14 protein-coding genes are annotated in these 12,318 nt (G+C 49.2%); 7 read left to right on the top strand and 7 right to left on the bottom strand.

Translation table 11 applies throughout. The annotated features are described in order from the left end of the window. Nucleotides 1–29: 29 nt before the first annotated feature. From ATY27_RS12600 to glyA, 4 genes are all read right to left on the bottom strand, one after another. Complete coding sequence (locus tag ATY27_RS12600) at nucleotides 30–683, bottom strand: riboflavin synthase (protein WP_208930991.1); 654 nt, start codon at nucleotides 681–683, stop codon at nucleotides 30–32. A gap of 12 nt (nucleotides 684–695) precedes the next feature. After that, nucleotides 696–1,856, bottom strand: coding sequence for a bifunctional diaminohydroxyphosphoribosylaminopyrimidine deaminase/5-amino-6-(5-phosphoribosylamino)uracil reductase RibD (ribD, locus tag ATY27_RS12595; RefSeq protein WP_244151292.1), 1,161 nt, complete (start codon nucleotides 1,854–1,856; stop codon nucleotides 696–698). Next, the gene (nrdR, locus tag ATY27_RS12590) at nucleotides 1,853–2,311 is read right to left on the bottom strand and encodes a transcriptional regulator NrdR (RefSeq protein WP_208930990.1); all 459 of its coding nucleotides are present in this window, start codon (nucleotides 2,309–2,311) and stop codon (nucleotides 1,853–1,855) included. Before nrdR ends, ribD begins: the two co-directional genes overlap by 4 nt. 87 nt (nucleotides 2,312–2,398) lie before the next feature. Next, complete coding sequence (gene glyA / locus ATY27_RS12585) at nucleotides 2,399–3,652, bottom strand: serine hydroxymethyltransferase (protein WP_208930989.1); 1,254 nt, start codon at nucleotides 3,650–3,652, stop codon at nucleotides 2,399–2,401. 254 nt (nucleotides 3,653–3,906) lie between these two features. Between glyA and dinB the strand changes: the two genes are divergently transcribed. Beyond that, nucleotides 3,907–4,965, top strand: a complete 1,059-nt coding sequence (gene dinB, locus ATY27_RS12580) for a DNA polymerase IV (RefSeq protein WP_208930988.1) — start codon at nucleotides 3,907–3,909, stop codon at nucleotides 4,963–4,965. A gap of 297 nt (nucleotides 4,966–5,262) precedes the next feature. Here dinB and ATY27_RS12575 read toward each other — a convergent pair whose 3' ends face one another. Both ATY27_RS12575 and ATY27_RS12570 read right to left on the bottom strand, forming a co-directional pair. Further along, complete coding sequence (locus ATY27_RS12575; RefSeq protein WP_031565533.1) at nucleotides 5,263–5,475, bottom strand: cold-shock protein; 213 nt, start codon at nucleotides 5,473–5,475, stop codon at nucleotides 5,263–5,265. A gap of 286 nt (nucleotides 5,476–5,761) precedes the next feature. Further along, nucleotides 5,762–7,090: a DEAD/DEAH box helicase gene (locus ATY27_RS12570; protein ID WP_208930987.1), complete on the bottom strand. Its 1,329-nt coding sequence runs from the start codon at nucleotides 7,088–7,090 to the stop codon at nucleotides 5,762–5,764. A 131-nt stretch (nucleotides 7,091–7,221) separates the two neighbouring features. Between ATY27_RS12570 and ATY27_RS12565 the strand changes: the two genes are divergently transcribed. Genes ATY27_RS12565 through ATY27_RS12550 form a run of 4 tightly spaced genes read left to right on the top strand, consistent with a single transcriptional unit; the run spans nucleotide 7,222 to nucleotide 9,024 of the window. Next, the gene (locus tag ATY27_RS12565; protein ID WP_208930986.1) at nucleotides 7,222–7,755 is read left to right on the top strand and encodes a DUF2058 domain-containing protein; all 534 of its coding nucleotides are present in this window, start codon (nucleotides 7,222–7,224) and stop codon (nucleotides 7,753–7,755) included. A 23-nt stretch (nucleotides 7,756–7,778) separates the two neighbouring features. Next, nucleotides 7,779–8,048: a hypothetical protein gene (locus ATY27_RS12560; RefSeq protein ID WP_208930985.1), complete on the top strand. Its 270-nt coding sequence runs from the start codon at nucleotides 7,779–7,781 to the stop codon at nucleotides 8,046–8,048. Continuing rightward, the gene (locus tag ATY27_RS12555) at nucleotides 8,048–8,566 is read left to right on the top strand and encodes a GNAT family N-acetyltransferase (RefSeq protein ID WP_208930984.1); all 519 of its coding nucleotides are present in this window, start codon (nucleotides 8,048–8,050) and stop codon (nucleotides 8,564–8,566) included. Before ATY27_RS12560 ends, ATY27_RS12555 begins: the two co-directional genes overlap by 1 nt. Continuing rightward, nucleotides 8,566–9,024 (top strand): YaiI/YqxD family protein, encoded by a 459-nt coding sequence (locus ATY27_RS12550; protein ID WP_208930983.1) that lies wholly within the window; start codon nucleotides 8,566–8,568, stop codon nucleotides 9,022–9,024. The genes ATY27_RS12555 and ATY27_RS12550 overlap by 1 nt, the downstream gene beginning before the upstream one ends. A gap of 20 nt (nucleotides 9,025–9,044) precedes the next feature. Here the strand turns inward: ATY27_RS12550 and ATY27_RS12545 are convergent, their stop codons facing one another. Continuing rightward, on the bottom strand, nucleotides 9,045–9,785 hold the full coding sequence (locus ATY27_RS12545; protein ID WP_208930982.1) for a class I SAM-dependent methyltransferase: 741 nt from the start codon (nucleotides 9,783–9,785) through the stop codon (nucleotides 9,045–9,047). 100 nt (nucleotides 9,786–9,885) lie between these two features. Here ATY27_RS12545 and gloB point away from each other — a divergent pair, with 100 nt between their 5' ends. Next, entirely contained in the window at nucleotides 9,886–10,653 is a 768-nt protein-coding gene (gene gloB, locus ATY27_RS12540) for a hydroxyacylglutathione hydrolase (RefSeq protein WP_208930981.1), read from the top strand. Nucleotides 10,654–10,730: 77 nt separating this feature from the next. Further along, complete coding sequence (locus ATY27_RS12535) at nucleotides 10,731–12,302, top strand: LysM peptidoglycan-binding domain-containing protein (RefSeq protein ID WP_208930980.1); 1,572 nt, start codon at nucleotides 10,731–10,733, stop codon at nucleotides 12,300–12,302. Nucleotides 12,303–12,318 lie beyond the last annotated feature (16 nt).

Here is a 12,318-nt window from a genome sequence, read left to right as displayed (position 1 = left end):
GGGTTTTGTATCACCATTAAAAGGGACACTCAGAGAAAACCGCTTTGTTGTAATAAATTCATTGTGACAGGCGATGCCGGCGCAGTAGCCTGCTTCCCTTGTAATAATCGTTCGAGGTATCGCGCCAGTAAATCGACTTCCAGATGTACTTTGCTGCCAGCCTGTAACGCCTGAATTGTTGTTTCGCGGGCGGTATGCGGCACAATCGTTAGACGAAATCCGTTTGCTGTGAGTTCATTGACCGTCAGGCTGATGCCATCAATAGTGACGGAGCCTTTTTCTGCGATATAACGACCGAGTTCTTCCGGTGACTGCAGATAGATTTGCCAGCTTTGGCCAGTTTTTTCGACTTTACTGACAACCGCTATACCATCGACATGACCGCTGACCAAATGACCGCCTAAGCGGGTGGTCGGCAACAAGGCTTTTTCCAGATTGATACGCTGGCCAGTCTGGTAACTGCCAAACAAAGTACGGCTTAAGGTCTCGCCCGACAGGTCCGCAGTAAAACTATGGGCACCGAGCGAAGTCACCGTCAGACAGACACCATTACTGGCGATACTGTCACCCAGTTTAACGTCGGAAAAATCCAGCATGTCGCTGTGAATGGTTATCTGCGCATCCTGGCCACTGCGTTTGATCGCAGCAATATGGCCTGTTGCTTCAATAATGCCGGTAAACATGGTAAATCCTCACTACTCTGGCGTGGCGCCTGTTTTCAGTAAAGCGGTCAGGCGTAAATCAGCACCTACTTGCCGCACATCCTGCCACTGCCAGCGTGGCGCCTGTGAAAGTTGCTGTAATCCGCCGGCTTTTAGTAGCGGCATCGCGTCAGCCCCGAGTAAAAGTGGCGCCTGATATAACACCAATTCATCAATCAGTTGTTGCTGCCAGAACGAAGTGGCAAGCGAGCTACCCGCTTCAACCCAAAGCAAATTGATCTGCCGGCTCCCTAACATGGTGAGCAGTTCTTTCAGGTCGAGTTGCCCCACAGCATCAAGCCCCAGCCGTAATCGCGTTACTTGTAGGGATGAATGCGGCGAAACAGATGCAAGCTCAGGCCACTCTTCCGCAGGGCCGGCATGACACAATAAAATATCACCGCTCTGTTGAAACAGTGGTTCATGGCCGGTCAGGCGGCAGCGTCTGTCCAGAATGACTCGCAGTGGTTGACGGATATCACCGTTTTCCAGGCAAGTGACCGCTTCAGAGCGGACGTTCAGCAGTGCTTTGTCCGCTTTGACCGTCTCTGCAGTAGATAATATGGCACAGCTTTGTGCACGGAATAACTGCACGTCTTCCCGGGCAGCTGCACCGGTCAACCATTGGCTTTGACCATTGGCCAGCGCGACTTTCCCGTCAGTGCTACAAGCGAGTTTCAACCGGACATATGGCTGTTTTGTGCGCATTTTGTGCAAAAAACCCGGATTGAGTGCTTCAGCCTGCAATGCTAATAAACCTACATCTACCAGGATCCCGGCGGCTCTGATCCGCGCTACGCCTGTTCCCGCAACTTTAGGGTTCGGGTCCTGCATCGCCACCACCACCCGGCTGAGCCCTGCCGTAATCAATGCATCGGCGCAAGGTGGTGTACGGCCAAAATGGCTGCATGGCTCTAATGTGGCATAAGCAGTTGCTCCGACAGCAGCGGCGCCAGCCTGACGCAAGGCAAAAACCTCAGCATGAGGACCACCGGCCTGGCGATGATACCCTTCACCAATAATCTGATTGTCTTTAACAATGACACAGCCGACATTTGGATTGGGTGTTGTGGTGTAGCGCCCCAGTGCAGCCAATTCTATCGCGCGCTGCATAAATTGATGATCGGACTGCGAAAATTCTGTAACCATAGTCATGACTGGTCGTCTCCGAGCCGGGCGATTTCTTCCCCGAATTCACGGATATCTTTAAAGGAACGATAAACAGAAGCAAACCGCACGTATGCGACTTTATCCAGCAATAGCAGTTGTTCCATGATGAGATGGCCAATCATTTCACTTTGCACCTCGCGCTCGCCAGTTGCACGTAACTGTGACTCAACTTTAGTGATCAGCGACTCCACGTCTTCGGTCGGCACCGGGCGTTTTTCCAGTGACCGTTGCAAGCCACTACGCAGTTTGTCTTCGTTGTACGGCTCGCGCGAGCCATCACGCTTTATTATCCGTGGCATCACCAGTTCAGCAGCTTCAAAAGTGGTGAAACGTTCATGACATGCGGTACATTCACGCCGCCGTCTGACCTGATAACCATCAGCAACCAAACGCGAATCGATGACTTTGGTATCGTCCGCCCGGCAAAAAGGACAAAACACAGGACTTCTCCTGAAAAAACAATGGCCGCGAAAGGCGGCCATCATATCACTTCAGCCTGACAGCTGTCAGGCATCGGCTCAGTAAACTTAAGCGTAGACCGGGAAACCCGCACACAAGGTTGAAACCTGTGCCCGTACTTTTTCGATCACTGCGGCATCACCACGGCTGTCAAGTACGTCACAAATCAAATTGGCAACTGTCTGGGCTTCCGCTTCTTTAAAACCACGGCGCGTGATTGCAGGAGTACCGATACGCAGACCTGAGGTCACGAAAGGTGAACGCGGGTCATTAGGGACTGAGTTTTTGTTCACTGTGATGTGCGACTGACCCAACCATGCATCGGCTTCTTTGCCGGTGATTTCTTTGTCGATCAAATCCATCAGGAATAAGTGGTTTTGGGTACCACCAGAAACGATTTTGTAGCCACGTGCTTTCATTGCATCGCACATAGCGACTGCATTCTTCAGCACTTGTTGTTGGTAAGTCTTAAATTCTGGCTGTAACGCTTCTAAAAATGCTACTGCTTTTGCTGCGATGACGTGCATCAATGGGCCACCCTGACCACCAGGAAACACGGCTGAGTTCAGTTTCTTTTCGATCTCTTCATTCTTGCGTGCCAGGATCAGACCGCCACGAGGACCAGCCAGTGTTTTGTGTGTGGTCGTAGTCACTACATCAGCAATTGGCACTGGGTTTGGATATAAACCTGCAGCAACCAGACCTGCGACGTGTGCCATATCGACCATCAGGTAAGCACCAACTTTGTCCGCGATGTCACGGAAACGTTGCCAGTCCACAATCCCTGAATAAGCCGAGAAACCGGCAATGATCAGTTTTGGTTTGTGTTCAAGCGCCAACGCTTCAGCCTGATCATAATCAATTACGCCAGTCTCCGGGTGCAGGCCGTACTGTACAGCTTTGTACAGCTTACCTGATGAGCTGACCGTTGCACCGTGAGTCAGGTGACCACCGTGCGCCAGGCTCATACCGAGAATGGTATCACCAGCGTTTAACAGCGCCAGAAACACCGCCGAGTTTGCTTGAGAACCAGAATGTGGCTGCACGTTGGCATAATCAGCACCAAACAGTTCTTTGGCACGAGCGATAGCTAAATCTTCAGCGATATCAACGAATTCACAACCACCGTAGTAGCGTTTATGCGGGTAACCTTCGGCATATTTGTTGGTCAGCTGTGAACCTTGGGCCTGCAGCACACGTGGGCTGCAGTAGTTCTCAGAAGCGATCAGCTCAATGTGATCTTCCTGACGCTGAGTTTCATCAACAATAGCTTGCCATAATTGTGGATCAAAATCGGCAATCGACATTTCACGCTTTAACATGGTTTCTCCTGCTTTGGCACAGTCGCAAATTAAGATACAAAAACTGCGCGGTATGATACACCGGTTCAGACAGGTGTGCACTGTAAATTTAGACGTCTGAACATCCAAATGGAGTATTTGGTGGCACGTCAGAGCAGTGGCCATATGGTCAAACATTTTAGATCTTCAATTAAATCATATGAGTACCAATCTGACCTTTACAGCTTAACAATTTCGCATATGATAACTGTATATTTAAACAGTCAACCCAAATCATGCGCAAAATTATTCATATCGACATGGATTGTTTTTTCGCTGCCGTAGAAATGCGGGACAATCCTGCATGGCGACATATCCCGCTGGCCATTGGAGGTAGCAGAACTGAGCGCGGCGTAATTAGTACCTGTAACTATCCAGCGCGTGCATACGGGGTAAGGTCAGCCATGCCAACCGGTCAGGCATTTAAACTCTGCCCGCAACTGGTGCTGGTGCCTGGCAATATGGATAAATATAAAGCGGTCAGTACCTGCATTCAGGCCATCTTCCACCGCTATACAGATAAAGTTGAACCACTGTCTTTGGACGAAGCTTACCTCGATGTATCCGCATGTGATCTATTTCAGGGGAGTGCAACGCGGATTGCGGAACATATTCGCCAAACTATCTTTCAGGAAACAGGCCTGACCGCCTCCGCGGGTGTAGCGCCAAACAAATTTCTGGCAAAAATTGCCAGCGATGAAAATAAACCAGATGGCCTTTTTGTCATACCTCCGGACCAGGTTAGTGCTTTTGTTGCAACATTGTCTTTGCGAAAAATTCCGGGCGTTGGTCAAAAAACCGCAGAAAAGCTGGCGAAACTGGGTTTACACCGCTGCAGTGACGTACAAAAAGCAGACTTGCAAATGCTGGTACGAGAATTTGGCAGTTTTGCGGAAGTATTGCTGGAACGAAGCCAGGGCCTGGATAATCGTGAGGTACATAATGAACGAGAGCGTAAATCTGTAGCCGTCGAGCAAACGTTCAGTCAGGATCTGACGACGCCCGAGCAAAGTATGCAACCGCTAGCAGAAATGTACCAAAAACTGGTCAGACGGATAGAACGCTGTGACGCTCAAGAACAAATCCAAAAAATCGGTATCAAGTTAAAATTTCAGGATTTCCGACAAACAACGATTGAACGTCAACATCCTGAATTGTGCTTCCAATTGCTGCAGCAGCTATTAACGCAGGCTTGGCTACGCGGTCAGGGAAAAGCGGTCAGGCTGGTGGGTATTCATGTCGGATTAAAAAGCAACGCAGCACAGGCACAACTGGATTTGGACTGGATGCATTAATAACCAAGCTAAAATCAAGTTTCCAGCCTATCTGCGAAAGGCTTAGGCAGGCTAACACTAAGATTCAAATGCCTGAATATTACTTGCTTACTTTGCCGATTCGCATTGCTCTTGGTATTTCATAGTTGCAGAAATTTACATGTGTCAGCGTTGAGTACGCCTGTCGCGTTTCGCGCAGTTTTGACGCTTCAAAAGAGAGACTTACTTTGTTGCTGAATTAAAGCGAGTACATTTAAGATTTATAAAAACAAAAAACCGGCGAAAGCCGGTTTTTCAAGAAACTTTCTGAGTTTGCTATTAAGCAACTACAGTTACGTTCTCTGCCTGAGGACCTTTTTGGCCTTCAGTTACTTCGAAAGTCACTTTCTGACCTTCTACCAGCGTACGACGGCCAGTACCGTTAATAGCGCGGAAGTGTACGAATACATCTTTGCCGCCTTCGCGCTCAATGAAACCAAAACCTTTATCTTCGTTGAACCACTTAACGGTGCCGGAAATTAATTGTGACATAACATTCTCTTACTTTAACTATATTTGCCTTTATAGGCGACTTAAATATTACCGGCCACGTTCGTGCTAGTACATATTACGACCCCATTATGTGTGAACCACATTGTGGGGTCAATAGGTATTGCTGAACAAACGGAAAATAAAATTAACCGTGCATAGACCGTTCCTATTGCTTGTTGGTTTTTACCTTTACAAACAACACATTGCCAGAAAAAGTGTTTATTTAACATTCAACTGACTTCCCGAGTTTAGCACTGATTCCTGGATGAAATGTGACCAAAAGCAATTATTTTTGCTTTTTTTTCGGTGGCGCAGCGCCATCATCACCAGACTCAAAAAACTTCGGCTTTTTCTTGGGCAAGGGACTGTCTGCAGAACGAATTTTTGCTTTCACAGAGCCTGATTGTTGCCCTGTAGCTTTTGATGATCTCGTAGACGACGCAACAGTTTTTTTCTTGATTGTGCCATCAAATTTGGCAGTCAATCCGTCCACTTGAGCCATTTCAAGCGGTCGGCGTAAAAACTGTTCGATTGCTGAAAATGCAGTGATGTCTTTGGGACCTACCAAAGAAAACGCGCAGCCCTGCTGTCCGGCACGGCCTGTACGGCCGATCCGATGGACGTACTCTTCAGGATGTTTTGGTAAGTCGAAGTTAATCACGTGCGATACCTGCAACAAATCCAGGCCACGTGATGCCACATCTGTTGTGACCAGAACCTGATACTTATTAGCAGCAAACGCCTGCATGACCGAATTTCGCTGTGCTTGCGTCAGTTTCCCATTCAATCCAACTGCTGCAAAACCTGCTTTTTGTACCAGGGCGGCCAGCCGATCGGTATCTTCCCGGGTTGCGGTGAACAGAATGAGCTGCCTGACAACTTCCGATTTGAGAAAATGTAATAACAATGCTTCTTTATGAGTCAGGTTGTCGGCAAAAAAACACCGTTGTGTGATGTCTTTGTGAGGGTCATAGCCTGCTCCCAAGGCAACACGATATGGGTCTCTTAACAATGACAACGCCAGTTCATTGACCTCAGCATGGTCCAGCGTTGCAGAAAACATCAGGGTCTGACGTAACCGGTGCGACGCTTGTTTATGGATTGCATTGAGCTGAGGCATAAAGCCAAGATCTAACATCCGGTCGGCTTCATCCAAAATCAGTACTTCAAGACCTTGCAGAAAGAAACTTTTGTGTTCCAGATGATCCGCCAATCGACCGGGAGTTGCCACGATGATATGTGGCTGACGTTTCAGCAGTTTTTCCTGATCGTTAAAATTCTCACCACCCACAATAAACGCTGGTGTGAGTCGGGTATTGGCAACAAACAAACGCAATTGTGCATATATCTGTTGTGCCAGCTCCCGGGTAGGCGCAAGGATCAAGGCGCGTGGGTCTTTCGCAGACAAGGGTTTACTGCGTAAAAGCCGCTGCATCATGGGCAACAGATAGGCCAGAGTTTTACCGGAACCAGTTTTCGACGAAACAATCAGATCTTTACCCTGCATCACTGCAGGTATTGCCTCTTGTTGTATTTCAGTAGGTTGAGTAAAACCTAAATGTTGAATTGAACGCAACAACCGGGGATCTAACGCTAGTTCCTGAAAAGCAGCCATATATACTCTGAATCAAAAGATAATCACGTAGTGTACTGTAAAACGTTAGCGCCGTCAGCCATGGCGCTTGGCAAGTACCCGATCGTCATGGAACAATATACACATTAAATTCGGGCAAACAGGAACTGACCGTGAGTAAATCTCTGGCTGAACAATTGTTAAAAGCGGGTCTTGGCGATGCTAAAAAACTGAAAAACATCAAGAAAGAACAACACAAAGAACGTGTGCAGGCCGGTAAACACGGACAGGTTGTCAATGAGGCAACGGTTCTGGCAGAACAGGCCCGTCAAGCCCAAATAGCCCGCGATAAAGAACTCAATCAGCAGAAAAAAGCAGAAGCCGACAAAAAAGCTCTGACGGCGCAAGTTAAACAAATCATCGAGATGAATATCATCCGTGACAAAGGTGAACTTGGTTTTAATTTCACCGATGGCAATAAAATCAAAAAAATCTATGTCAGTGACAAAGTGCAACAACAATTAGTCAAAGGTCTGATTGCTATCGCCCGATTGGATGAGCACTATCACTTAGTACCGATCCAAATCGCCGAGAAATTGTTGGTACGCCAGCCTGACGCCGTTGTCTTGTTAAATCAACAAGATGAGCAGATGCCGGCCGACGATCCTTACGCCGATTTTAAAATACCTGATGACCTGATGTGGTAATGCCACAAATAGCCGGAGCTGAGATGTCTGTAAATCAGAGTAAAACCATGGTTGTGAGCTGGTTATTGTTATCAGTCACTGGCGTCGTCGCATGTTGGGCCAGTTTTCTCAACGGTCAGTTTGAAACAATTTATGGCTTGCCAAGTGTGATTGGCGCCGCAATGTTGATGTGGATCCGCCAGCAACCTGATTTCTATGGTCAGCCTTTTTACCGGCTGGCCTGGCAAACCAGCATGATCCTGCTATGGCTGCTGCTGATCCCTGGTTGTTACCATCTGGCACAGCAACTTTGATGCAACTTTGCCTTGCAAATACTGAGCAGCAATGGTCATTGGCTGATCAGTTTAATGATGCAGCAGCGCTGACCCAATGGGGCGGCGAGGGCTTTCGTTTCCCACCGCGCCGCACCGAATTCCTGCAGCGACTTCAGCTGCCGGACACACAAAGCTATGTTTTGCTGGATGGCCAGCGTAATACGCTGGCTTTTGGTCAGATCTGTGATCGGTTTAACCGGCTACACCTGGCGCGATTATTAGTATTGCCCCCCTATCGAGGACAACATTTGTCTGAACACCTGATCAATGCCCTGCTTGCCGCAGGTCTGCAATTGTGGCCAACACGCGAAGCATCTCTTTATGTATTTCGTAACAACCAGCCAGCCCTGCGCAGTTATCTGCGGCTTGGATTTTCAGAAGCCACGCAACCCGGCGCCTACCGTTCCGATCTGTATTTTATGACCCTGAGCAATCCAGCCAGTCGTGTCCTTGCTGCGAAAGCGCCAGCAATAGTCACAGCAACAGGACTGTTGTAATGCCTATCTGGATTGATGCTGATGCCTGTCCAAAGGTGTGTCGCGATATGCTGCTGCGGGCTGGTGAGCGGCTCAAAATAGAACTGAACTTTGTTGCGAATCACGCGCTACCGTTGCCGCGGACGCCATGGTGCCGCCAGTTTCGTGTCGAAGCCGGATTTGATGTGGCAGACAATCTGATTGCAACTTCGGTGCGTCCTGGTGATCTGGTGATGACGCAGGATATTCCGCTGGCCGCAATTTGCGTAGAACAAGGGGCGACTGTATTAACCCCTCGTGGCGACAAACTCGACAAAGATAACGTCAAGGCTCGGCTGGCTGTGCGCAATTTGCAGGAAGAACTGCGGGGCGCCGGTATGGTCAGCGGTGGGCCACCGGCTATCGACCAGCGGGACCGGCAAAAATTTGGCAATGCATTAGACCAATACCTGCAGCAGTGGCAACGCACTCAACAATAGTTTATTCCTGACTCACACAGTCAGACCCCGCCCTGTTGACGCACACTGACACCTTTAACCGCTGGTTTAAAACTATTGGTTAGTTGCCATTTCGGTTTTATCGGCGTTAACGGTAAAGTCCGTTTACGAGCGACCAGCACATAGGCCGCGGCAAAATAGTTCAGATGCTGCTCTGCCCAAAGCCGGAACGCTGAATTAGCCGGCGATTGTGCCAACATACTGGTACAGAATAAACGTTGTTCATACAACACTTCAAAGCCAAGCAGCTGTAACCAGTCTTTGACTCGCGCCTGTGAGAAAAATCGTCCAGACCAAGGTAAACGCCGGTGCAGACCCGGCCAGAGTTTTAACAGCCCCATCAGGCTGTATGGATTAAAGCCGCTCATTAGCAGATAGCCATCAGGCATCAACACGCGATGTGCCTCGCGGATCACATGATGCGGATCTTGTGTATATTCTAGGCAATGCGCCAGCAAAACGGCGTCAACGGCATGCTCGATAAAAGGCAGGTCATCCGGATCAGCAATGACTGAAACCTGCTCCCCACTGCCTGCCAGATTTATTTGATGGCGGATACCACAGGCACTGGTGTCCAGTTGGCAACTTAAAGTGCCCACCTTTAACAGGTGATAACCAAAAATACGTGGCCACCACAAATTGAACTGATTTTCCAGCTGATGGGCCAACACCTCGCCCTGGGCAAATGCCTGCCAGGACTGTGGTACTTGACTTAACGCATAGCGGCTTAAGGCTGGTTTCATTGGCGGACTCCCCTGTATACTGCGATTGGACTGGCTCCCGGTACTCACTTACACCGGTTTGCGACACACTGATGACTCACACTGACAACGGGTACCGCCTATGCATGTTATCCCCGAACCGATCCCGATACTGCAGGATAACTATATCTGGGTGTTGCGCCAAGGACAGCAAGCAATCATTGTTGATCCGGGTCAATGCGACGCAGTGCAACAGTATCTGCTGGCGCACCAGCTAACACTGTGTGCAATTCTGATCACGCATCAGCATCCGGACCATATCGGTGGTCTGGCGCAATTACGTGGTTATTGGCCTGATGCAGACGTTTATGTCCCAGGCCCTTCGATACAAGGCGTCCAACTGGATGGCATTCAGGTGCACGACGGCCAATATCTGCAGCCCAGCGGATGGTCAACACCTATTCAGGTACTGGCTGTACCAGGTCACACACTGAATCATCTCGCCTATTTGCAAACGGGTGAACCTGCAGTGTTGTTGTGTGGGGATACGTTGTTCAGCGCCGGCTGTGGCCGTCTGTTTGAAGGCACTCCCTTACAGATGCTGACATCTTTGCAACGCTTGGCTGCTTTGCCGGCAGACACGCTGGTATGCTGCGCGCATGAATATACGCTGGCAAACCTTAAGTTTGCCGTTACGGTGGAACCTGAGAATCAGGCGTTGGTCGAATATCAGCTGACAGCAGCAAAGTTGCGTGGCTGCGATAGACCAACTCTACCAACGAATATTGGTCTGGAGTTACAGATCAATCCATTTCTGCGCTGCGCGTTGCCAGAATTGCAGCAACGCTGGCAACAACCTGATCCACTTGCGTTATTTACTTTTTTGCGGCAATGGAAAAACAATTTTTAGCCTGCTTTGCATTTGGCGCAACGGCCGTTAACATACGCCCCCTTTGCGCCTGTTGCGGCTGAATGAGAGAAGAGTGCATGTTCAAACCCTGTTATATGCTGCTGGCACTACTTATGCTGTCTGGCTGCGCCCGACTGGCACAGGACCAACCAGCGGTGGCTACCGCAGATCCATCCGCCGATGGTGGAGCGGAGTCAGTAGCACAGTCTGATGCCCCTGTGTTGCCCATGTCACCATTAGATCCTGCCTTACAACATAATGAGCTCGAGGCCATGCCGGATCTGTGGCAACGCATCCGTACGCAAATGCATATCCCCGTGCCAGCACGCGCTGACGTGAAGCGCGAAATCGCCTTCTATGCCAGTAAACAGAAGTTTTTTAATGAAGTTTCGGCACGCGCCGAACCGTACCTGTATTTAATAGTCACAGAACTGGAAAAGCGCCGGATGCCACTGGAACTGGCGCTGTTACCTATTGTGGAAAGTGCTTACAACCCAGCAGCGCAAGGCAATGGTCCGGCCGGACTCTGGCAAATGGTACCGCAAACTGCGCGAAATTTTGGTCTGACAGTTCAAAGCGGCTATGACGGCCGCAAAGATGCGTTGAGTTCGACCGTAGCGGTATTAGACTATTTGCAACATCTGCATGACAGTCTCGGCAACGACTGGCTCAATGCTGTTGCAGCTTACAATACCGGTGAAGGCCGAATTATGGCGGCTGTGGCACGAAATAAAGCACGCGGCAAAGCAACCGACTACTGGAGCCTGCAAATTCCTGGTCGATTTGTTCAGACCATGCCGAAATGGTTGGCGATGATTCAGTTGATTAAATCACCGGACGCTTATCAACTGGAGCTTCCGGTTATTGCAAATAAGCCTGCAGTTGGCAAAACCCGGATCGCCGGCGCCGTACAACTGCAACAAGTTGCCGATTTGGCCGGGATCTCACTAAGCAAACTGAAGACTCTGAATCCTGGTTTTCGCCTTGCGATGACGCCAAAAGGCAAAGACTTTCCATTGCTGTTGCCGTTGTCAGCAATTGATGATTTTGAACGACAACAACATCTGCTGAAAAAAGTCACAGTAGTGCAAGCAGCAGAACCGCAGAAAACGCAAAAACGCAGTTATAAGGTAAGAAATGGCGACAGCCTAGGCAGCATTGCTGCCAAAAACCACACCAGTGTGAAGACTTTACGTCAGCTCAACCGGCTGAAATCAGATCAACTGAAAGTTGGTCAGGTTTTACAGCTACCTGCGGTCAAATCGTCGGAGCAAGCATTAGCACGTTCAAGCCGAAAAGCGCAAACTTATCAGGTCAAAGCCGGTGAAAGTCTGTGGACCATTGCACAAAAACTGCGGATCGACAGTGAGGAGTTACGGCTATTTAATCAGCTGCAATCCGGGGTTCATTTACAACCTGGCCAATCACTGCAGGTTCCGGCCTCCGTTACTACAACCGTGAAGCGCAAAACGGCAGACAATAAACTCACACCAAAACATACCGTGATAAAAGGTGACTCATTAGATCGGATCGCCCGCAAATACAAAATAAAACTGACTGACTTGCTGAAATGGAATCAACTGCAGGCCGATAGTAAACTAACACCAGGTCAACAGTTGTTGTTGGCGCCCAAACGCCGGCAATCCTGACACTACATGAGGTTGA

It is taken from the genome of Rheinheimera sp. F8 (genome assembly GCF_001518915.1).
This window is presented reverse-complemented; position numbering and strand designations above follow the sequence as displayed.